Consider the following 21,422-nt stretch of genomic DNA (forward strand, 5'->3'; position numbering starts at 1 on the left):
GGTGCGGTCGTAGCCATCTTCGGCAACGGTCTGGCCTTGTGGGGTGCGATCATAGCCATCTTCAGCAAGGGTTTGACCTTGTGGAGTGCGATCATAACCGTCTTCGGCGAGGGTCTGGCTGAACACACTGTGGCTGGCTTTGACTTGTGGCGTGGCTTGCTCGGCTGCCGGCAGGGCGAAGGCGTTGGCGGCAAGGATCGACAGGGTGAGGCTCAACAATACGTGGCGTTTCATGATGGGGTGCTCCGTGGGAGGGCGATAAAGTGGGTACGGAGGCAATTTTACGCCCGCTAAATCGATATAAAAGTTCATAAACGCAATGGTAATAATCAACGGAATTGATTGTTTGTCGTGAGGGCTCTAGAACGGGCGTTTTCGGCCGGTTTTTTTGCACCGGAGTGGGTATTTACGACCCACTTGTGCCGCTTGATTGGGCGGGGGCGGTAACGCCAAATTGATGCTTTGGTCAGGAATCTGGCTTTTTTTGGGCTGCAATCGGCATCTGGGTTAAACCTGCACGCGGTTTGTCAGTCGTAGTTTTCATGGCCGCGGGATCTTTCCCCGGCATTTCAAATGGGCCTCGCGGTGGCGAAGCCCAGCTGTCATCAGGAGCCCTGTGCAATGACGCGCACTCGTAAAATTCTCGTCTGGACGTTCAGCAGCCTGATCCTGCTCCTGGCGCTGTTAGTGGTACTGGTCGCTTTCTTCGATTGGAACCGTCTCAAGCCGACGATCAACGACAAGGTGTCTGCCGAGCTGCATCGGCCCTTTGCGATCAATGGCGACCTGTCGGTGATCTGGCAGCGCGAGCCTGACCAGGGCGGCTGGCGGGCCTGGGTGCCTTGGCCCCATGTGGTGGCGCAGGACCTGACCCTGGGCAACCCCGACTGGTCCAAGGCGCCGCAGATGGTCAGCCTCAAGCGCGTCGAACTGCGTATTTCGCCCCTGGCCCTGCTGGCCCAGCGCGTGAGCATTCCGCGCATCGACCTGACCGAACCCAATGCCGCCCTGCAACGCCTGGCGGACGGCCGCGCTAACTGGACCTTCACCTTCGACCCCAAGGACCCCGATGCCGAACCCTCCAGCTGGGTGGTGGACATTGGTGCCATCGGCTTCGACAAGGGCCATGTGACCCTCGATGACCAAAGCCTGAAGACCCAGCTCGACGTGTTGATCGACTCCCTGGGCAAGCCGATTCCCTTCAGTGACATCGTAGGCGACAACGAGGCGAAAAAGGTTCGGGAAAAAGGGCATGAGCCTCAGGCCTATGCGTTTGCCCTGAATGTTAAAGGCCAATATCACGGGCAGGCGCTCAGCGGCACCGGCAAGATCGGCGGCCTCCTGGCTTTGCAGGACTCCAGCGTGCCGTTTCCGCTGCAAGCCCAGGTGAGCATCGCCGACACCCGCGTCGAATTGCGCGGCAGCCTGACCGATCCCCTGAACCTGGGGGCCCTGGACCTGCGCCTGAAACTGGCCGGCAGCAGCCTGGGCAACCTCTATCCGCTGACCGGGGTGACCTTGCCGGATTCCCCGCCTTACGCCACCGACGGCCACCTGACCGCTAAACTGCGCGACCCGGCAGGTGCCACTTTCAGCTACCAGGATTTCAACGGCAAGATCGGCGACAGCGACATCCACGGCAACCTGACGTACCAGGCCAGCCAGCCGCGGCCCAAGTTGACGGGCGCCCTGGTCTCCAACCAATTGCTATTCCGCGACCTGGCGCCGTTGATCGGCGCCGACTCCAACGCCAAGCAAAAGGCCCGGGGCGGCGAAAGCAAGCAACCGGCAGACAAGGTGCTGCCGGTGGAAGAGTTCCGCACCGAGCGCTGGGGCGATATGGACGCTGACGTCGAGTTCACCGGTAAACGCATCGTCCACAGCGCCGAGTTGCCGTTCAATGACCTGTACACCCACCTGGTGCTCAACGATGGCCAACTCAGCCTCGAACCCCTGCGTTTCGGCGTGGCCGGTGGCAAGCTCGATGCGCAGATTCGTCTCAATGGCCACGCCACACCGCTGGAAGGCCGAGCCCGGCTGACGGCGCGCAACTTCAAGCTCAAGCAGTTGTTCCCCAGCTTTGAACCGATGAAAACCAGCTTTGGCGAGCTCAATGGCGACGCCGACATCAGTGGCCGGGGCAACTCGGTGGCAGCGCTGCTGGGCACCGCCAACGGCGACCTGAAAATGCTCATCAATGACGGTGCCATCAGCCGCAGCCTGATGGAAATCGCCGGGCTGAACGTGGGCAATTACGTGGTCGGCAAGATGTTTGGCGACAAGGAAGTGAAGATCAATTGCGCGGCGGCCGACTTCGGCATCAAGAGCGGTCTGGCCAGCCCCCGGCTGTTCGTTTTCGATACCGAGAATGCGGTGATCTACATCGATGGCACGGCCAACCTGGCCACTGAGCAACTGGACCTGACCATCACTCCGGAATCCAAGGGCCTGCGGCTGTTCTCCCTGCGTTCGCCGTTGTATGTGCAGGGCAAGTTCATCAAGCCCAGCGCCGGGGTCAAGGCGGTGCCGCTGATGCTGCGCGGCGCGGGCATGGTGGCGCTGGGGCTGATCGCCGGCCCGGCTGCCGGTTTGCTGGCGTTGGTGGCGCCCAGCGGTGACGAGCCCAATCAATGTGCGCCGCTGCTGGAGCAAATGCGCTCGGGCAAGGCGCCGGTGACGGTCAAGCCGACCCGCTGATCGCGGGCGGGCGCCGGGGCGTTCTCGAAATTGTCATTGGCGATGTCGATGCTCTTGGCTGCGGTCTTGCATCCTGATCGGTGGTAGCGCCCCGATCAGCAGGACCGATCAGCACCCTTGATCAGCAGGAGAGGCACGATGTCCCAAGAGCTCGCCACCCGTTACCCGCTGGTCCTGGTGCCCGGCATGCTGGGCTTTGTCCGCCTGCTGCTGTACCCGTACTGGTATGGGATCGCCGCTGCCTTGCGGCGCGGTGGGGCGACGGTGGTCGCCGTGCAGGTGTCGCCGCTCAACTCCAGCGAGGTGCGAGGCGAACAGTTGTTGGCCCGTATCGAACAGATCCTCAAGGACACCGGCGCCGCCAAGGTCAACCTGATCGGCCATAGCCAGGGCGCCCTGACCGCGCGTTACGCGGCGGCCAGACGGCCGGATTGGGTGGCGTCGGTGACCTCGGTGGCGGGGCCCAATCACGGTTCCGAGCTGGCCGACCATCTGGAAAAACACTACCCGGGCCAGACCCCGCGAGGGCGCCTGCTGAGTTTCGCCTTGCGGGTGATTGCGGCGCTGATGAGCCTGCTGGAAACCGGCTACCGCGGACCGAAGCTGCCGGTGGATATCCAGGGTGCCCATCGTTCGCTGACCACCGAGGGCGTGGCCCTGTTCAACACCCAGTATCCTCAGGGGCTGCCTCAGACCTGGGGCGGGCAGGGGCCGGAAGAGGTGAATGGGGTGCGCTACTACTCCTGGTCCGGCACCTTGCAGCCGGGCAAGACCGACCGCGGTCGCAACCTGCTGGATGGCACCAACCGCAGTTGCCGGCTATTTGCCCGCACGTTTGTCCTTGAGGCGGGGCACTGCGACGGCATGGTCGGGCGCTACAGCTCCCACTTGGGCACGGTGATCGGCGACGACTATCCCCTGGACCACTTCGACATCGTCAACCAGTCCCTGGGCCTGGTTGGCAAGGGCGCCGAGCCGGTGCGGTTGTTTGTCGAGCACGCCCGGCGGCTCAAGGCGGCCGGGGTTTAGTCGTAGCAGCCAGAGCGCGATCCCCGATGGCGTGATTCAGGCCGCGCGGCGTGTGCGCCCCAGCACCGTGGTCCAGCGCTCCGACAGCACCACGCCTGCCAGGGTCAGCGTCCCGCCGATCAAGTGATACCAGGCCAGTTGCTCATGCAGCACCGCCGCCGCAATCAGGGCGGTGATCAACGGCAGCAGGTTGAAAAACAAGGTGGTGCGGCTCGGCCCCAGGCGGATCACCGCCTGCATCCACGCCAGCGGCGCGAGCATTGAGGCCAGCAGGCAGGCGTAAAGCACCAGGGGCAGGTTGTGCAGGTTCAGGCCGGCCTTGGGCGAGGCGAGGAACAAGGGCAACAGCACCACCACCGCCACCAGCACTTGCAGGTACAGCAGCACCAGCGGCGGCAGGCGCAGCTGCCATTTTTTCAGCAAGGTGCTGTAGACCGCATAGGCCAGGGTGGCCACCAGCATCATCGCGTCCCCCAGGTTGACGCCGTGCTCCAGCAGCAGCGCCAGGCTGCCGGACGACACCACCACCAGCACCCCGGCAAATGACAGCAGGGCCCCCAGCAGCGCGCCGGCGGTCAGGCGCTGGCCGAGGCTGGCAATGGCCATGGCCAGCGACATCAAAGGCATCAGCGACAGGATGATGCCCATGTTGGTGGCGCTGGTCAGGGTCGCGGCAAAGTAGGCCAGGCTCTGGTACACCGCCATGCCCAGGACGCCGAGGATGAAAATCTTGCCCAGGTTCGGGCGGATCACCGGCCAGTGGCGGACCACCGGCTTGAGCATGAACGGGGTGAACAGCAGCCCCGCCAGGAGCCAGCGGTAGAAGCCGATCTCGGCCGGGAAGATCGCGCCCACCGCGAGTTTGTTGACCACGGTATTGCCGGCCCAGATAAAGATTGCCAGTAGCGGATAAGCGTATTGCATGGAACAACCAGTCGATTAATGAGGGGGGATTATCCGCCTGTCCGGATCAATCCCTATACTTCGATCCAGACAACCCGCCTTGGCATCCGGACAGCATGAGCAAAAAATCCATCGACCTGCTGCAGTTCAGTGGCCTGCCGGCGCCGGTGTACTTTCGCTACGCCGATTTCGACGCCCACAGCCACGCCCTGGAGCACCGCCATCCTTGGGGTTGCCTGGAGTATTCGGCCCACGGCGTGATGCACATGGCGATTGCCGGGCAACGTTTTATGGCGCCGCCGCAGTATGCGATCTGGATACCGCCGAACACCGAACACAGCTTCTACACCGACCAACCGATCATTTATCGCGCCGTGTGCCTGGCGCCGGAGGTGTGCCAGGACCTGCCGTCGCAAGCCTGCACCCTGGCCATCAGCGATATCCTGAAAGCCATCCTCAAGGACTTCGCCGCCCGTGATGTGCAGATTCCCCAGCGCGACGCCGACCTGCGTCTGGCCCGGGTGCTGCTGGACCAGTTGCAGCAGGCCCCGGTGCACAAGGCTTACCTGCCGTACGCCAGCAGCCCTGGCTTGCTGGGTATTCTCAACGCCCTGCAGGCCACGCCCGGAGACAACCGCCCCCTGGCCTATTGGGCGCAGCAAGTGCATGTCAGCGAGCGGACCCTGGCCCGGCAATGCCTGCGTGAGTTGGGCATGAGTTTTGGCGAATGGCGCCAGCGCCTGCGCTTCCTGGCCTCCATCGACGCCCTGGGCAGCCCGCGCAGCGTTCAGGAAGTGGCCTTCGACATGGGCTACAGCAGCGCCTCGGCGTTTATCGCGATGTTTCAGCGCCAGGCCGGTTGCACCCCCGAGCAGTATCGCCGGGCCAGCCTACAGAGCAGGTGAAGGTGTAACAGGCTTTGTCTACACTGCGCGGTAGGCCGCGCCCGTCGGTGCGGTAGCCAGGAGAAAACTCCATGAAGATGTTGCGTGTTCCGTTGTTGATGATTGGCCTGTTGCTCTGTGCCCAAGGTTTTGCCGCCACCGCCCAGCAAAACAAAATGACCACTTGCAACGCCGACGCCACCGCCAAATCCCTCAAGGGCGATGAGCGCAAAGCCTTTATGAGCACTTGCCTGAAAGCGGCTCCGGCGGCTGCCGCGACCCCGTCCACGCCCCAGGAAAGAATGAAGAGCTGTAACGCCGACGCCACCACCAAGGCCCTCAAGGGTGATGAGCGCAAAGCCTTCATGAGCACCTGCCTGAAGAAAAAGTAATGCCCCCCGGCCTGGCCTCCTTGCCACGGGCCACCTCGACGACGCCTGCCCCTATGCCTCCCTGGCGAACGCTGGCAGACTGCCAATCCTTTTACGCCGTTCGTTTTGAGGCTGTATGCCAACGTTTTCTCAGCGTCATCTGTTGTTGATCAGTTGGGTGATTATTTTCGGCGGTTTGTTGCTGGTCCTGCCGTTGCGGTTGTTGCCGAGCCTGTTGGCCGGTCTGTTGGTGTTCGAGCTGGTAAACATGCTGACCCCGCAGTTGCAGCGCCTGATCGAAGGGCGGCGTGCGCGCTGGCTGGCGGTGGCGTTGCTCGGCACGCTGGTGGTCAGCGTGCTGACCCTGCTGTTTGCCGGGGCCATCAGTTTCCTGCTGCATGAAGCGGAAAACCCCGGCGCCTCCCTGGACAAGTTCATGACCGTGGTGGACAAGGCCCGGGGCCAGTTGCCGCCGTTCCTCGACTCCTACCTGCCGTCCAGCGCCGCCGAGTTCCAGACCGCCATCGGCGCCTGGGCCAGCAAGCACCTGAGCGAGTTGCAACTGGTGGGCAAGGACGCGGCCCACATGTTCGTGACCTTGCTGATCGGCATGGTGCTGGGGGCGATCATCGCCTTGCAGCGCATCCCCGACCTGACCAAGCGCAAGCCTTTGGCGGCCGCCCTGTTCGATCGCCTGCACCTGCTGGTCCAGGCCTTTCGCAACATCGTCTTCGCGCAGATCAAGATTTCCCTGCTCAACACCTTCTTCACCGGGATCTTCCTGGCGGTGATCCTGCCGATGTTCGGGGTCAAGCTGCCGCTGACCAAGACCCTGATCGTGCTGACCTTCTTGCTGGGGCTATTGCCGGTGATCGGCAACCTGATTTCCAACACCCTGATCACCATCGTCGGCCTGTCGCTGTCGATCTGGGTGGCGGTGGCGGCCCTGGGCTACCTGATCTTTATCCACAAGCTGGAATACTTCCTCAACGCCCGCATCGTCGGCGGGCAGATCAGTGCCAAGTCCTGGGAGTTGCTCCTGGCAATGCTGGTGTTCGAGGCCGCCTTCGGCCTACCGGGCGTCGTGGCCGGACCGATTTACTACGCGTACCTGAAAAGTGAGCTGAAACTGGCGGGGTTGGTTTAGGAGGGGCAAGAGGCAAGCGGCAAGCTACAAGCGGCAAGCTACAAGCCGGTCCCGCTCTTGCTTTTACTTGTGGCTTGCCGCTTGAAGCTTGCCGCTTGAAGCTTGCCGCTGCTTTTATCCGTAGCGCTTCTTGGCTTCAATCGCCAATCCGCTGCCAATGCTGCCGAAGATGTTGCCTTCGACGTGCCGTGCATTCGGCAGCATGGCGGCGACGCTTTGGCGCAGGGCCGGGATGCCGCTGGAGCCGCCGGTGAAGAACACGGTGTCCACCTGGGCAACGCCGACATTGGCCTGGTTCAGCAACTGGGTGACGCTGCCGCGGATACGCTCCAGCAGGCTGTCGATGGCGGTTTCGAACAGCGCTCGGCTCAACTCCACGCTCAGGCGCGGCTCGATGCGGTCCAGGGGCACGTGGCGATGGTCGGCGTGGGTCAGTTGGATCTTGGTTTCTTCCACTTCCATGGCCAGCCAGTGCCCGGCGCGCTGTTCGATCAGCTTGAACAGCCGGTCGATGCCGCCGGTGTCTTCGATGTCGTAGCGCATGCTGCCCAGGGCTAGCTGGGATTTCTGCGAGTACACCGAGTTGATGGTGTGCCAGGTCGCCAGGTTCATGTGGTGGCTGGTGGGCATGTAGGCACCGCTTTTCATCCGGCTGCCGTAGCCGAACAACGGCATCACGCCTTGCAGGCTCAGTTGCTTGTCGAAGTCGGTACCGCCGACGTGCACGCCACCGGTGGCGAGGATGTCGTCATGGCGGTCATCCAGGCCCCGGCGTTCAGGGGACAGGCGCACCAGGGAAAAGTCCGAAGTACCCCCGCCGATGTCGACAATCAGTACCAGTTCTTCGCGCTCGATGGTCGACTCGTAGTCGAAGGCGGCAGCGATCGGTTCGTATTGGAACGAGACCTCTTTGAACCCCAGCTTGCGCGCCACTTCCACCAGTGTGTCCTGGGCTTCCTGGTCGGCAGCGGCGTCGTCGTCGACGAAGAACACTGGGCGGCCCAGCACCACTTCCTCGAACTCCCGACCAGCGGCGGCTTCAGCGCGGTTTTTCAGCTGGCCGATAAACAGCCCCAGCAGGTCCTTGAACGGCATCGCCGTGCCCAGCACGCTGGTGTCGTGCTTGATCAGCTTGGAACCCAGCAGGCTTTTCAGCGAGCGCATCAGTCGGCCTTCGTAGCCTTCCAGGTACTCGTGCAGGGCCAGGCGGCCATACACCGGGCGGCGTTCTTCGATGTTGAAGAACACCACCGACGGCAGAGTGATCTTGTCATCCTCCAGCGCGATCAGCGTTTCCACGCCGGGCCGCAGCCAGCCCACTGTGGAGTTGGACGTGCCAAAGTCGATGCCGCAGGCACGGGCCGGAGTAGGGTTGTTCATGTCTTTCGTATTCCGGTTGAAAAAACGGCCGCGCAGTGTATGTCAGTCGTCGGCAGATTCGAAGGCCGACTATCCGCTAAATCTGCTCCGGTCGTGCCTTGAAAGACTATTCTTCACCCCCAAACTTGCAGGCATGAGCCGCGTAGCCGCCGCGAGGTTCGCAAGAACCCGCGCCGGCTGCCGATAAACGTCTGATGCGCTGCCTGAGTAGCCGCTTGAGATTGATCAAGCCGGATGCCGGCAAAGAGAGCATGCTGCAGTGCAGGCCGCGCGATATTGATAACGGATGGTGATTCCTTCGATGGACTTCAAAGACTATTACAAGATTCTCGGTGTGGAACCGACAGCGGACGACAAGGCGATCAAGGCCGCCTATCGCAAGCTGGCGCGTAAGTACCACCCCGATGTCAGTAAGGAAAAGGACGCCGAGGCCAAGTTCAAGGACGCCTCGGAAGCCTATGAAGCGCTGAAAAGCGCCGACAAGCGCGCCGAATACGACGAGATGCGCAAATACGGCCAGCATGGCCAGCCGTTCCAGGGCCCGCCCGGGTGGCAAGGCCGTGGCGGTTTTGGCGGTGGTCAGGAATCAGGCGATTTTTCGGACTTCTTCAGTTCGATCTTCGGTAATCGTGGGCCCGGCTTTGGTGGCCCGGAGTCGCGCCGCAGCAGCGGGCGACGTGGACAGGATGTGGAAATGGAATTGCCGATTTTCCTGGAGGAAACCCTCGCGACCGAGTCGAAGAAGGTCAGCTTCCAGGTGCCGCAGTACAATGCTGCGGGCCAGCACGTCAGCAACACCAGCAAGAGCCTGAACGTGAAGATCCCGGCCGGGGTCAGCGATGGCGAGCGCATTCGCCTCAAGGGCCAGGGCGCACCGGGCGTCGGGGGCGGGGCCAATGGCGACCTGTACCTGACCATTCGTTTTGCCCCGCACCCGAAATTCGACGTCGAGGGCGAGAACCTGATCATCACCTTGCCCCTGGCGCCTTGGGAACTGGCCCTGGGGACTGAAGTGGCGGTGCCGACCCTGACCGGCAAGATCAACCTGAAGGTCCCGGCCGGCAGCCAGAACGGCCAGCGCATGCGTGCCAAGGGCCACGGCCTGCTGAACAAGGCGGGGGAGCGCGGTTACCTGTTCGTGCAACTCAAGGCGGTAATGCCCAAGCAGACCAGCGACGACGTCAAGGCGTTGTGGCAGGAACTGGCGAAAAAGGCCGCCTTCGACCCGCGGGAACATTTCTGATTCGACACTAGGAGTCGCTGGCCATGAGCACCCTGATCGTTCAGCTGGACATGGAAGAGTTCTGTGAGGTGGCCGATTTGTCGGCCGCCTACGTGATCGAAATTGTCGAACACGGGATTCTTGAACCTCATGGCGCGGCGCCCGAGCACTGGCGCTTCACCGACGTCGAACTGGTGCTGGCCAAGCGCGCGGCCAAGTTGCAGCGTGATCTGGACCTGGAATGGGAAGGGGTGGCCCTGGCCCTGGACCTGCTGGAAGAGGTGCAGCAACTGCGGGCGGAGAATCAGATGCTCAAGCAGCGCCTCGGTCGCCTGGTCACCGACTCCCCGCAGTAACTGCCGGCCGCCCCGCGTCTAGGGCTGAGCGCGGGACACTCGTGGCAGCACTACGGTAAATGTGGTGCCGTCGATCTGGCTGGAACTGACGTCGATGCTGCCCTGGTGGGCCACCACCACTTCCTTGACGATGAACAAGCCCAATCCCAGGCTGGTGGACGGATTGCCCAGCTCCTCGCTGGCGCTGCGCACCAGAGGGTCGAACAGCGTGCTCAGGGCCTCCTGTGCAATGGGCTGGCCGTAGTTGTGAATGGTCAGCAGTACCTGTTCCACGCCACCGGTCAGGGTCACCGTGACGCTGCGACTGTGGCTGCCGTGCTGCAAGGCATTGCCGATCAGGTTTTGCAGCATCTGTTCGATACGCCCCCGATCCCAGATGCCGTGGCTGTCGCCATGGAAATTCAGCGACGGCATGCAATCGGGCTGTCCGGCACAGGCTTCGTCCATGACGGCCTTGATCGCACTGGCCAGGTCCATGGGCGCCGGCTCGATGGGCAAGCCACTGCCCAGGCGGCTGCGCACGAACTCCAGCAGGTCGCTGACCATCGCCCCCATGTGCCGCGTGCCGCTCTTGATCCGCGTCACATAGGCCAGGGCATCGGCGTCCAGGGCGACTTTGCGCGCCAGCATCTCGCTGGACATGCTCACCGCCTGCAGCGGCGCACGCAGGTCGTGGCCGAGGATCGCCAGGAAAATGTCCCGTGAACGATTGACCTGTTCGGCATAGGCACTGGTGGATTCGGCCAGGGCTTCGTCGATGGCTTCGTTGAAGCGGATCATGTCCTGGAAATAGGCCAGGTCCGGGGAGGCCAGGCTGTTGACCCACAACCGAATCACACAGGCCCGCAGGTGACGAAACTCCGAGGTCATCTGCACCAGGTCGAACCCCACGTGGTGGCGCAGTTCGCCGTGGCTGGCGGCGGCCTGATCGAGGCTGGGGGTTTTCTCCGGGCCTTCGCCCTTGGCCTTGGCCACCTGTTCGCTGGCGGTCTGGGCGGTCTGCATGTCCCGCGAGGCGGCCAGGAGGATGGATTTGGCGTGGTCGCGCAACTCCAGGCGCGACATGGAATCGGCGGCGGGGGCGATGGATTTGGCAAACTGCTCCCACTCATCAACGATTCGATCAACGTGTTGCACGATGAAATCGGATAGGCGCATAGCCGGGAACCTTGCTGGCGAAGTGTGAGAAATCGACAGGCATCTTAGCGCCTTGCGGCGCGCTTCAACACTCATACCGGCAAACAAGCTTCCCGGCCTTTTCAGGCCGGGTGTTGGCTAGAAAAGAAAGTAGCGTTGTGCCATCGGCAACACGTCCGCCGGCTCACACCACAGCAGCACGCCATCGGCCTTGACCTGGTAGGTCTGCGGGTCAACGTCGATCTGCGGCAGGTAGTCGTTGTGGATCAGGTCGGTTTTTTGCACATTGCGACAGCCCTTGACCACGGCGATGCGTTTTTTCAGGCCCAGGCTTTCCGGCACCCCGGCGTCCAGGGCCGCCTGGCTGATAAAGGTCAGGCTGGTGGCGTGGCGGCTGCCGCCGTAGCTGGCGAACATGGGGCGGTAGTGCACCGGCTGCGGTGTGGGGATCGAGGCGTTGGCGTCACCCATCAGGCTGGCGGCAATGGCCCCGCCCTTGAGGATCAGGGTCGGCTTGACCCCGAAGAACGCCGGGCGCCAGAGCACCAGGTCGGCCCATTTGCCCACTTCGATGGAGCCCACTTCATGGCTGATGCCGTGGGTGATCGCCGGGTTGATGGTGTATTTGGCGATGTAGCGCTTGACCCGGAAGTTGCTGTTGCCCGGGCCATCGCCGTCCAGCGGGCCGCGCTGCTTGTGCATCTTGTCGGCGGTCTGCCAGGTGCGGGTGATGACTTCGCCGACCCGGCCCATGGCCTGGCTGTCGGAGCTAATCATCGAGAACGCGCCCAGGTCGTGGAGGATGTCTTCGGCGGCGATGGTCTCGCGGCGAATGCGGCTTTCGGCGAAGGCCACGTCCTCGGCGATGCTTGGGTCCAGGTGATGGCAGACCATCAGCATGTCCAGGTGCTCGTCGATGGTGTTGCGGGTGAACGGCCGCGTCGGGTTGGTGGAGCTGGGCAGCACGTTGGCGAAGCCGCAAGCCTTGATGATGTCCGGCGCATGGCCGCCGCCGCGCTTCGGTGTGGTAGGTGTGGATGGTGCGGCCCTTGAAGGCGCCGAGGGTGGTTTCGACGAAGCCCGATTCGTTCAGGGTGTCGGTGTGGATCGCCACCTGCACATCGTACTGGTCGGCCACGCTCAGGCAGTTGTCGATGGCCGCGGGGGTGGTGCCCCAGTCTTCATGCAGTTTGAGGCCGATGGCCCCGGCCTTGACCTGTTCAATCAATGGCTCCGGCAGGCTGGCGTTGCCCTTGCCGGTGAAACCGATGTTCATCGGGAACGCGTCGGCGGCCTGGAGCATGCGCGCCATGTGCCAGGGCCCTGACGTACAGGTGGTGGCATTGGTACCAGTGGCCGGGCCCGTGCCGCCGCCGATCATGGTGGTGACGCCGCTCATCAGCGCTTCTTCGATCTGCTGCGGGCAGATGAAGTGAATGTGGGTGTCGATGCCGCCGGCCGTGAGGATCATGCCCTCGCCGGCGATGACTTCGGTGCTGGCGCCGATGGCAATGGTCACATCAGGCTGGATGTCCGGGTTGCCGGCCTTGCCGATGGCGGCAATGCGCCCGTCTTTGAGGCCGACATCGGCCTTGACGATGCCCCAGTGATCGATGATCAGGGCATTGGTAATCAGCGTGTCGACCACCTCGGCGGCCAGCAACTGGCCCTGGCCCATGCCGTCGCGGATCACTTTGCCACCGCCGAATTTCACTTCTTCGCCGTAGGTGGTGAAGTCTTTTTCCACTTCGATCCATAGCTCGGTGTCAGCCAGGCGTACCTTGTCGCCGACCGTAGGGCCGAACATGTCGGCGTAGGCTTGGCGGGAAATGTGCATTCCTCGTTCCTCGGAAGGGAGCTGCAAGCCTTAAGCTGCCAGCTCCAAGAAAATCAAAAAATATCGATACCGCTTCAGGCGTCTCTTGCTTACCGCTTAAAGATCGCCCATCACTCTTCCGGCAAAACCGAACACGCGGCGATGACCGGCCAGGTCCACCAATTCCACTTCCCGGGTCTGTCCCGGTTCGAAGCGCACGGCGGTGCCGGCGGGGATGTTCAGGCGCATGCCGCGGCTGGCGGCTCGGTCGAAGGTCAGGGCGTCGTTGGTTTCAAAAAAGTGATAGTGGGAGCCGACCTGGATCGGTCGGTCGCCGCTGTTGGCCACGCTCAGGCTGAGGGTGCGGCGGCCAACGTTGAGTTCGATATCGCCGGGTTGGATCTGGTATTCACCGGGGATCATGCAGAGGCTCCTTGGAGAATCTTGTAGTAGAGAGCGGTCGGGTGATAACGGCCGCTGGGGTCGCAGGCGTAATCGGGGATTTCGCCGGCCCGCTGGTAGCCCAGTGAGCGATAGAAGGCTTCGGCCGGGGAGCCGGCTTCGGTGTCCAGGTAGAGCATGCCGCGCTGTTGCTGGCGCGCGGCCTGTTCCAGGGCGCCCATCAATTGCTGGCCCAGGCCGCGGCGGCGCGCGTGTTCACGCACCAGCAGCTTTTGCACTTCGGCGCGGTTCAGGCCGTTGGCTTTCTGGCACAGGCCCAGCTGTACGCTGGCCTGTACCTGCTCATCCTTCACCACCACCCAGAGCAGCAGGTTGCCCTGCTCCAGGTTGGCCTGTACCTCATCGAAATAGGTACGGGCCTGGGCGGCATCCAGGTCGGCCATGAAGCCGACACTGGCGCCATAGCCCACGGCGTCGAGCAGCAGGTCAATCAACCCTTGGCGATAGTGCGCAAAGCTTTCTGCATGGACTCGACGCAACTGGGCGGCGTTCATCGGGCATCACTCCTGGAGGAGGCTGGGCGGTTGGGCCCCGGGATTAAGGGTCAGCTGCATAAAGGTCAGGTCCAGCCAGCGGCCGAACTTGGTGCCCACCTGGGGCATTTGCCCGGTGGTGACGAACCCCAGGCGCTCATGCAGGCGAATCGAAGCAACGTTGCCGCTTTCAATGGCGGCCACCATCACGTGCTTGCCGCCGTGTCTGGCGCGCTCCACCAGCGCGTCCATCAGGCGCGGGCCGAGGCCGTTGCCCCGTTGGTCGCTGCGGATGTACACCGAGTGCTCGACGGTGTGGCGGAAGCCCTCGAAGGGCCGCCAGTCACCGAATGAAGCGTAGCCGAGCACCACCTCCTCGGCGTTGACGACGACCAGGATCGGGTAGCCCTGGGCTTGCCGGGCGCTGAACCAGGCCTGGCGGTTGCCCAGGTCCACGGGCTGCTCGTTCCAGATCGCCGTGGTGTTGAGCACGGCGTCGTTGTAGATGTCGCGGATCGCGGGCAGGTCGGCGTGCACGGCGTCGCGGATGCGGTCAGTCATGTCGCGGCCTCAGGCGATGGGTTGGTGGACGGTGACCAGCTTGGTGCCATCGGGGAAGGTCGCTTCCACCTGGATCTCCGGGATCATTTCCGGGATGCCTTCCATCACCTGTTCACGGCTCAGCAGGGTGGTGCCGAAGTGCATCAGCTCGGCCACGGTCTGGCCGTCGCGGGCGCCTTCGAGCAGGGCCGCCGAGATGTAGGCCATGGCTTCCGGATAGTTGAGTTTCACCCCCCGGGCCAGGCGCCGCTCGGCCACCAGGCCGGCGGTAAAAATCAGCAGTTTGTCTTTTTCGCGTGGGGTCAGGTCCATCGTTCGAAATCCGTTGTTGGGCAGTGGAAAAGGGGGGTGTGCGGGCCGCGGTTCATGTGCTCCAGATCCTCGGCGGCAGCGCCTCGCGGCCCAGCAGGGCCGGGCGCAGCAGGCGCCACAGGTCGATCAGCCAGGCCCGCGCCTGCAGGGCTTCGCCGGCCAGGCAGCGGGCCACCAGCAGGCCCGGCAATTGGGTCAGGTCGCCGCGTACCGCGTGGGGCAGCGAGCGACAGGTCTCCAGCAATTCAGGGTCGATCTCGCCGGTCACCAGCAGGGTGGCAAACACCGGTTGCCCGTCCAGGCCGATGGGCGAGTCCAGCAGGCCATCGCCACCGATGATGCGTTGGCGTTCATGCCAGAGCAGCTGGCCGTCGCGGCGGATCTCCAGCCGCGACTGAAAGTGCCCCAGGTCAAAACGCTCGTCGCTGGCAGGGCGCCCGAGGGCCACGATGTCCCAGTAGAACAGCCGGGCATCGCCTTGCAGCTCGATGCGGGTGCTGAGTTCGGCCTGGGCCGCGCTGAACACGATGGTTTCCTGGGGCAGCCACTCCAGGGTCGCGCCGGCCGCCACGTTCAGTTCCAGGGTCTGGTAGGCCGGCCCGGCGGCGCGGTACCACTTGGCAGCGCCCGGGCTGGTGAGTTGCGCCCAGGCATCGCTGGCGACGCTGGCGCGGATGTCCAGGCGGTCGCCGCCGGCAATGCCGCCGGGCGGGTGGACGATGATGTGCTGGCAAACCTGCGGGCCTTCGGCATACAGGTGCTTTTGCACCCGCAGCGGGCCCAGGTGCCGGCGCTGGACCGGGCGCGTGGTGTCGCCGAACCGGGCGTAGCCGAGTTCCAGCTCGGCGTGCCAGCTGGGCGTGAACAAGGCGCTATGGGCAGGAAGATTCATGGTGGGTGCTTATCGTTAGGACGCTACAGATTAGATCGTTACCAGCCCGCGTACACCTTCGGCCTGCATATTTTCGCCACGGCCCTGCTGGACGATTTCACCCCGGGACATCACCAGGTACTGGTCGGCCAGCTCGGCGGCGAAGTCATAGAACTGCTCCACCAGCAGAATCGCCATATCGCCCCGGGCCGCGAGGGTCTTGATCACCGCGCCGATCTCCTTGATCACTGACGGCTGGATGCCTTCGGTGGGCTCATCGAGGATCAGCAGCCGTGGACGACTGGCCAGGGCGCGTCCGATGGCCAACTGTTGCTGCTGGCCGCCCGATAGGTCGCCGCCGCGGCGCTGTTTCATCTGCAGCAGCACCGGGAACAGCTCGTAGATAAAGGCTGGCACTTCCTTGGCTTCGGACCCCGGGAAGCGCGACAGGCCCATCAGCAGGTTTTCTTCCACGGTCAGGCGGCCGAAAATCTCCCGGCCCTGGGGCACGTAGGCGATGCCGGCATGCACCCGCTGGTGTGGCTTGAGCCCGGTGATGGCCTTGCCTTCCCAATTCACTGTGCCGTCCTTGGCCGGCAACAGGCCCATCAGGCACTTGAGCAGGGTGGTCTTGCCCACGCCGTTACGCCCCAGCAGGCAAGTGACCTCACCGATCTTCGCCTCGAATGACAGCCCGCGCAGAATGTGGCTACCGCCGTAGTATTGATGAAGGTGTTGTACCTGTAGCATCGGAACTCCTTTTGGAGAATTTAAGCGGCAAGCACGAGGCGTAGAGCTCGCGGCCTTTCTCTTGCAGCTTGTCGCTGGTAACTGGCCGATTCATCGGCCCAGATACACCTCAATCACCCGCTCATCGGCCTGCACCTGTTCCAGGGACCCTTCGGCCAAAACGCTGCCCTGGTGCAGTACGGTGACGTGGTCGGCGATCGAGCCGACGAAGCCCATGTCGTGTTCCACCACCATCAGCGAATGTTTGCCGGCGAGGGTCTTGAACAGTTCGGCGGTGAATTCGGTTTCGGCGTCGGTCATGCCCGCCACCGGTTCGTCCAGCAGCAGCAATTGCGGGTCCTGCATCAGCAGCATGCCGATTTCCAGGAACTGTTTCTGGCCGTGGGACAGCAAGCCGGCCTGGCGTTCCACCGAGGCGGTCAGGCGGATGGTCTCCAGCACTTCACCGATGCGATCTTTCTGTTCACCCGAGAGCCTGGCCCGCAGGCTGGCCCACACCGATTTGTCGGTCTTCTGCGCCAGCTCCAGGTTTTCGAACACGCTCAGGGCCTCGAACACCGTGGGCTTCTGAAACTTGCGGCCGATGCCGGCCTGGGCGATTTGCACCTCGCTCATGCTGGTCAGGTCCAGGGTCTCGCCGAACCAGGCCTTGCCGTGGCTGGGCCGAGTCTTGCCGGTGATCACGTCCATCAGGGTGGTCTTGCCGGCGCCGTTGGGGCCGATGATGCAGCGCAGCTCGCCGACGCCGATGTACAGGTTCAGGTCGTTGAGGGCCTTGAAACCGTCGAAGCTGACGCTGATGTCTTCCAGGGTCAGGATCGTCCCGTGGCGGGTGTTCAGGCCTTTGCCGGCGGCCTGGCCGAGGCCGATGGCATCGCGGCTGCTGCCCTGGTCCTTGTTGGGTTCGAGGATGGGCTCCAGCATGAAATCCGCGGTCGCTGTGACTCTCATTGTTCACCTCGTTTTTTCAGCAGGCCGATCACGCCCTTGGGCAGGTACAGGGTCACCACGATGAACAGCGCGCCGAGGAAGAACAGCCAGTATTCGGGGAAGGCCACGGTGAACCAGCTCTTCATGCCGTTGACCACGCCGGCGCCGAGCAACGGGCCGATCAGCGTGCCGCGACCGCCCAGGGCGACCCATACCGCCGCCTCGATGGAGTTGGTCGGCGACATTTCGCTGGGGTTGATGATGCCCACCTGAGGCACATACAGCGCGCCAGCCAGACCGCACAGCACGGCGCTCAGCACCCAGACAAACAGCTTGAAGCCGCGGGGGTCGTAGCCGCAGAACATCAGGCGGTTCTCGGCGTCGCGCAGCGCCGTCAGCACTCGACCGAACTTGCTGCGCGCCAGGCGCCAGCCGATGTACAGGCTGGCCACCAGCAGCAACACCGTGGCCAGGAACAGCACCGCCCGGGTCCCGGGTTCGGTGATGCCGAAACCGAGGATGGTGCGGAAGTTGGTGAAGCCGTTGTTGCCACCAAAACCGGTTTCGTTACGGAAGAACAGCAGCATCCCGGCGAAGGTCAGGGCCTGGGTCATGATCGAGAAATACACGCCCTTGATCCGCGAGCGGAATGCGAAGAAACCGAACACCAGGGCCAGCAAGCCCGGTGCCAGTACCACCAGGCACATGGCCCAGAGGAAGCTGCTGGTGCCGACCCAGTACCAGGGCAATTCGGTCCACGAGAGGAAGGTCATGAATGCCGGCAAGCCATCCCCCGAGGCCTGGCGCATCAGGTACATGCCCATGGCGTAGCCGCCCAGTGCGAAGAACAGGCCGTGACCCAGGGACAGCAACCCGGCATAGCCCCAGACCAGGTCCAGGGCCAGGGCGACGATGGCGTAGCAGAGGATCTTGCCCATCAGGGTCAGGGTGTAGGCCGAGACGTGCAGCGGGTTGTCCGCCGACAGCAGCGAGAGCAGCGGCAGTGCCAGCAGCAGCGCGAGTATCACCACGCCCACGGCGAGGGTGACCTTGGGGCCGGCTTTTTGTGTAGCGGTGAGTAGCAGAGGCTGGTTCATCAGTCGATCACCCGTCCTTTCAGAGCGAAGAGGCCTTGCGGACGTTTCTGAATGAACAGAATGATCAGCGCGAGGATCAGGATCTTGCCGAGTACGGCGCCGATCTGCGGTTCGAGAATCTTGTTGGCGATGCCCAGGCCAAAGGCCGCGAGCACGCTACCGGCCAGTTGCCCGACCCCGCCGAGCACCACCACCAGGAACGAGTCGATGATGTAGCTCTGACCGAGGTCCGGGCCGACGTTGCCGATCTGGCTCAGGGCCACGCCCCCCAGGCCGGCGATGCCCGAGCCAAGGCCGAAGGCGAGCATGTCGACGCGCCCGGTGGGCACGCCGCAGCAGGCGGCCATGTTGCGGTTCTGGGTCACGGCACGCACGTTCAGGCCCAGGCGGGTCTTGTTCAGCAGCAGCCAGGTCAGCACCACCACAAACAGGGCGAAGGCGATGATCACGATGCGGTTGTAGGGCAGCACCAGGTTGGGCAGCACCTGGATCCCGCCCGAGAGCCAGGCCGGGTTGGCCACTTCCACGTTCTGCGCGCCGAACACTAGGCGCACCAGTTGGATCAGCATCAGGCTGATGCCCCAGGTCGCCAGCAGGGTTTCCAGTGGGCGGCCGTAGAGATGGCGGATCACCGTGCGCTCCAGGGCCATGCCGATGGCCGCGGTGACAAAAAACGCCACCGGCAGGGCAATCAACGGGTAGAACTCGATGGCTTGCGGGGCGAAGCGCTGGAACATCAACTGCACCACGTAGGTGGAGTAGGCGCCGAGCATGAGCATCTCGCCGTGGGCCATGTTGATCACCCCCAGCAGGCCGAAGGTGATCGCCAGGCCCAAGGCCGCCAGCAGCAGGATCGAGCCCAGGGACATGCCGCTGAATGCCTGGCCGAGAATCTCGCCCACCAGCAGCTTGCGCTTGACCTGGGCCAGGCTGGTCTCGGCGGCGGTGTGCACCCCAGCATCGGTTTCAACCCCCGGTTCCAACAGGCTTTCGAGGCGCGTGCGGGCCAACGGGTCGCCGGTTTCACCCAACAGGCGTACCGCCGCCAGGCGCACGGCCGGGTCGCCGTCCACCAACTGCAAGTTGGCCAGGGCCAGGCTGAGAGCGGCGTGAACCTTTTCGTCCTGTTCGCCGGCCAGTCGCTGGTCGAGGAATCTCAATTGCGCGGGCTTGGCACTTTTTTGCAATTGCTGGGCGGCGGCCAGGCGTAGGGTCGCGTCGGCCGCGAGCAATTGGTGGCTGGCCAGGGCGGTGTCGATCAGCCCCCGCAGACGGTTGTTCAGGCGCAGGGTCTTGGCTTCGCCGTCGATGCTCAATTGGCCCAGTTGCAGGGCGTTGAGCAGTTCGATGCGCACCGGGTCGGGCTGCGCGGCCCAGGACTCGAGGAGTTTGGCTTGTTGCGTGGCATTGGCGGCGACGAAGTCTTCGGCGTCACCGGCCTGGACCGCCAGCGGTAGCAACAGCAGGCAGGCCAGCATAAAACGGTAGAAGGCAGTGGGCATGTCAAATGTCCTGGTCATACAAGAACCCCGCAGAAGCCGGCTTGCCGGCGCTAGCGGCCTGTCGGGCAGGCCGTATCAAGCTGATCGCTGGCGAACGGAGCGCCGCTCGGCCGCTCCTGCGAGGGTGGGCATTGAGTGGCTTAGTTGCTCTTCACCGCGTAGTCCGGCTTCTTGTCGTTGCCCGGAATGAACGGGCTCCAAGGCTGGGCGCGGATCGGGCCTTCGGTCTGCCATACCACGCTGAACTGACCGTCCGGCTGGATCTCGCCGATCATCACCGGCTTGTGCAGGTGGTGGTTGGTCTTGTCCATGGTCAGGGTGTAGCCCGACGGCGCGTTGAAGGTCTGGCCGGCCAGGGCCTCGCGGACTTTGTCGACGTCGGTGGACTTGGCCTTCTCGACGGCCTGGGCCCACATGTGGATGCCCACGTAGGTGGCTTCCATCGGGTCGTTGGTCACGGCCTTGTCAGCGCCCGGCAAGTTCTTGGCCTTGGCGTAGGCTTTCCAGTCAGCGACGAACTTCTTGTTCACCGGGTTCTCCACGGACTGGAAGTAGTTCCAGGCGGCGAGGTTGCCCACCAGCGGCTTGGTGTCGATGCCGCGCAGTTCTTCCTCACCCACGGAGAAGGCCACCACCGGTACGTCGGTGGCTTTCAGGCCCTGGTTGGCCAGTTCTTTGTAGAACGGCACGTTGGAGTCGCCGTTGACCGTGGAGATGACCGCGGTCTTGCCGCCTGCGGAGAACTTCTTGATGTTGGCGACGATGGTTTGATAGTCGGCGTGGCCGAAGGGGGTGTAGACCTCTTCGATGTCCTTGTCCGCTACACCTTTGGAGTGCAGGAACGAACGCAAAATCTTGTTGGTGGTGCGCGGGTACACGTAGTCGGTGCCCAGCAGGAAGAAACGCTTGGCGCTGCCGCCGTCTTCGCTCATCAGGTACTCAACCGCAGGAATCGCCTGCTGGTTCGGCGCGGCGCCGGTGTAGAACACGTTAGGCGACATCTCTTCGCCTTCGTACTGCACCGGGTAGAACAGCAGTCCGTTGAGTTCCTCGAACACCGGCAGCACGGATTTGCGCGACACCGAGGTCCAGCAACCGAACACCACCGCGACCTTGTCCTGGGTCAGCAACTGGCGGCCTTTCTCCGCGAACAGCGGCCAATTGGACGCCGGGTCCACGACTACGGCTTCGAGCTTCTTGCCATTGACCCCGCCCTTGGCGTTGATCTCGTCAATGGTCATCAACGCCATGTCTTTGAGCGAGGTTTCGGAAATCGCCATGGTCCCCGACAGCGAGTGCAGGATACCGACCTTGATGGTTTCGGCGGCCTGGACGGTCCAGGCCATGCCCATCGCGGCAATCGATGCCGATAGTGTGAAAGCCTTGATCAAGCTACGACGCTTCATTGTGCGATCTCCATGAACTTATGAGTTTTCTTGGTTGGCAGATGCGGACTACTGAAGGGGTGTTTTGCAAGGGGTGTGCCTAGTCGGCGCAGGGCATGAAAACGTCGCTTTACGTG

At 63.4% G+C, this 21,422-nt stretch carries 20 protein-coding genes and 2 pseudogenes; 7 read left to right on the top strand and 15 right to left on the bottom strand.

What is annotated here, in order from left to right:
- Nucleotides 1–234, bottom strand: a pseudogene (locus tag M1B34_RS00750) (hypothetical protein); the annotation flags it as partial.
- Nucleotides 235–621: 387 nt separating this feature from the next.
- Between M1B34_RS00750 and M1B34_RS00755 the strand changes: the two are divergent.
- Together M1B34_RS00755 and M1B34_RS00760 are read left to right on the top strand one after the other, a co-directional pair.
- Nucleotides 622–2,697 (top strand): AsmA family protein, encoded by a 2,076-nt coding sequence (locus tag M1B34_RS00755; protein WP_268264172.1) that lies wholly within the window; start codon nt 622–624, stop codon nt 2,695–2,697.
- 138 nt (nt 2,698–2,835) lie between these two features.
- Entirely contained in the window at nt 2,836–3,726 is an 891-nt protein-coding gene (locus M1B34_RS00760) for an esterase/lipase family protein (RefSeq protein ID WP_268264173.1), read from the top strand.
- 36 nt (nt 3,727–3,762) lie between these two features.
- On the opposite strand, the gene M1B34_RS00765 is transcribed toward M1B34_RS00760, so the two are convergent.
- Nucleotides 3,763–4,650 carry a DMT family transporter gene (locus M1B34_RS00765; RefSeq protein WP_268264174.1) on the bottom strand — a complete coding sequence of 296 codons (888 nt, stop codon included), beginning with the start codon at nt 4,648–4,650 and terminating at the stop codon, nt 3,763–3,765.
- A gap of 95 nt (nt 4,651–4,745) precedes the next feature.
- Between M1B34_RS00765 and M1B34_RS00770 the strand changes: the two genes are divergently transcribed.
- The 3 genes from M1B34_RS00770 (at nt 4,746) to M1B34_RS00780 (ending at nt 7,031) form a co-directional block, all read left to right on the top strand.
- Complete coding sequence (locus M1B34_RS00770) at nt 4,746–5,534, top strand: AraC family transcriptional regulator (RefSeq protein WP_123329645.1); 789 nt, start codon at nt 4,746–4,748, stop codon at nt 5,532–5,534.
- 71 nt (nt 5,535–5,605) lie between these two features.
- On the top strand, nt 5,606–5,905 hold the full coding sequence (locus tag M1B34_RS00775; RefSeq protein WP_123329647.1) for a PsiF family protein: 300 nt from the start codon (nt 5,606–5,608) through the stop codon (nt 5,903–5,905).
- Between the two features lie 115 nt (nt 5,906–6,020).
- Entirely contained in the window at nt 6,021–7,031 is a 1,011-nt protein-coding gene (locus M1B34_RS00780; protein WP_123329649.1) for an AI-2E family transporter, read from the top strand.
- Nucleotides 7,032–7,145: 114 nt separating this feature from the next.
- Here the strand turns inward: M1B34_RS00780 and M1B34_RS00785 are convergent, their stop codons facing one another.
- Nucleotides 7,146–8,411, bottom strand: coding sequence for an Hsp70 family protein (locus M1B34_RS00785; protein WP_268264175.1), 1,266 nt, complete (start codon nt 8,409–8,411; stop codon nt 7,146–7,148).
- Between the two features lie 301 nt (nt 8,412–8,712).
- Here M1B34_RS00785 and M1B34_RS00790 point away from each other — a divergent pair, with 301 nt between their 5' ends.
- The gene (locus M1B34_RS00790) at nt 8,713–9,654 is read left to right on the top strand and encodes a DnaJ C-terminal domain-containing protein (RefSeq protein ID WP_123329913.1); all 942 of its coding nucleotides are present in this window, start codon (nt 8,713–8,715) and stop codon (nt 9,652–9,654) included.
- A 23-nt stretch (nt 9,655–9,677) separates the two neighbouring features.
- Nucleotides 9,678–9,989, top strand: coding sequence for a chaperone modulator CbpM (locus tag M1B34_RS00795; RefSeq protein ID WP_123329651.1), 312 nt, complete (start codon nt 9,678–9,680; stop codon nt 9,987–9,989).
- A gap of 18 nt (nt 9,990–10,007) precedes the next feature.
- Here the strand turns inward: M1B34_RS00795 and M1B34_RS00800 are convergent, their stop codons facing one another.
- The 12 genes and pseudogenes from M1B34_RS00800 to urtA all read right to left on the bottom strand — a co-directional run bounded on the left by M1B34_RS00800 (nt 10,008) and on the right by urtA (nt 21,306).
- On the bottom strand, nt 10,008–11,147 hold the full coding sequence (locus tag M1B34_RS00800) for a sensor histidine kinase (protein WP_123329653.1): 1,140 nt from the start codon (nt 11,145–11,147) through the stop codon (nt 10,008–10,010).
- Nucleotides 11,148–11,264: 117 nt separating this feature from the next.
- Nucleotides 11,265–12,963: pseudogene (gene ureC, locus M1B34_RS00805) on the bottom strand (urease subunit alpha).
- Between the two features lie 96 nt (nt 12,964–13,059).
- Nucleotides 13,060–13,365, bottom strand: a complete 306-nt coding sequence (locus tag M1B34_RS00810; protein ID WP_123329657.1) for an urease subunit beta — start codon at nt 13,363–13,365, stop codon at nt 13,060–13,062.
- The gene (locus M1B34_RS00815; protein WP_123329659.1) at nt 13,362–13,898 is read right to left on the bottom strand and encodes a GNAT family N-acetyltransferase; all 537 of its coding nucleotides are present in this window, start codon (nt 13,896–13,898) and stop codon (nt 13,362–13,364) included. The genes M1B34_RS00810 and M1B34_RS00815 overlap by 4 nt, the downstream gene beginning before the upstream one ends.
- 6 nt (nt 13,899–13,904) lie before the next feature.
- The gene (locus tag M1B34_RS00820; protein WP_123329660.1) at nt 13,905–14,438 is read right to left on the bottom strand and encodes a GNAT family N-acetyltransferase; all 534 of its coding nucleotides are present in this window, start codon (nt 14,436–14,438) and stop codon (nt 13,905–13,907) included.
- A 9-nt stretch (nt 14,439–14,447) separates the two neighbouring features.
- Nucleotides 14,448–14,750, bottom strand: coding sequence for an urease subunit gamma (ureA, locus tag M1B34_RS00825; protein WP_007907366.1), 303 nt, complete (start codon nt 14,748–14,750; stop codon nt 14,448–14,450).
- A gap of 52 nt (nt 14,751–14,802) precedes the next feature.
- Nucleotides 14,803–15,642: an urease accessory protein UreD gene (locus tag M1B34_RS00830; RefSeq protein WP_268264176.1), complete on the bottom strand. Its 840-nt coding sequence runs from the start codon at nt 15,640–15,642 to the stop codon at nt 14,803–14,805.
- A 30-nt stretch (nt 15,643–15,672) separates the two neighbouring features.
- On the bottom strand, nt 15,673–16,371 hold the full coding sequence (urtE, locus tag M1B34_RS00835; protein ID WP_268264177.1) for an urea ABC transporter ATP-binding subunit UrtE: 699 nt from the start codon (nt 16,369–16,371) through the stop codon (nt 15,673–15,675).
- Between the two features lie 90 nt (nt 16,372–16,461).
- Nucleotides 16,462–17,322, bottom strand: a complete 861-nt coding sequence (gene urtD / locus M1B34_RS00840; protein WP_123329666.1) for an urea ABC transporter ATP-binding protein UrtD — start codon at nt 17,320–17,322, stop codon at nt 16,462–16,464.
- Nucleotides 17,319–18,398: an urea ABC transporter permease subunit UrtC gene (gene urtC / locus M1B34_RS00845; RefSeq protein WP_123329668.1), complete on the bottom strand. Its 1,080-nt coding sequence runs from the start codon at nt 18,396–18,398 to the stop codon at nt 17,319–17,321. The genes urtD and urtC overlap by 4 nt, the downstream gene beginning before the upstream one ends.
- Complete coding sequence (urtB, locus tag M1B34_RS00850) at nt 18,398–19,900, bottom strand: urea ABC transporter permease subunit UrtB (protein ID WP_268264178.1); 1,503 nt, start codon at nt 19,898–19,900, stop codon at nt 18,398–18,400. The genes urtC and urtB overlap by 1 nt, the downstream gene beginning before the upstream one ends.
- Nucleotides 19,901–20,040: 140 nt before the next feature.
- Nucleotides 20,041–21,306 (bottom strand): urea ABC transporter substrate-binding protein, encoded by a 1,266-nt coding sequence (gene urtA, locus M1B34_RS00855; RefSeq protein ID WP_123329672.1) that lies wholly within the window; start codon nt 21,304–21,306, stop codon nt 20,041–20,043.
- Between the last annotated feature and the right edge of the window lie 116 nt (nt 21,307–21,422).

Origin of the sequence: Pseudomonas morbosilactucae (assembly GCF_023241715.1) — a bacterium.
GTDB classification, from domain to species: domain Bacteria; phylum Pseudomonadota; class Gammaproteobacteria; order Pseudomonadales; family Pseudomonadaceae; genus Aquipseudomonas; species Aquipseudomonas morbosilactucae.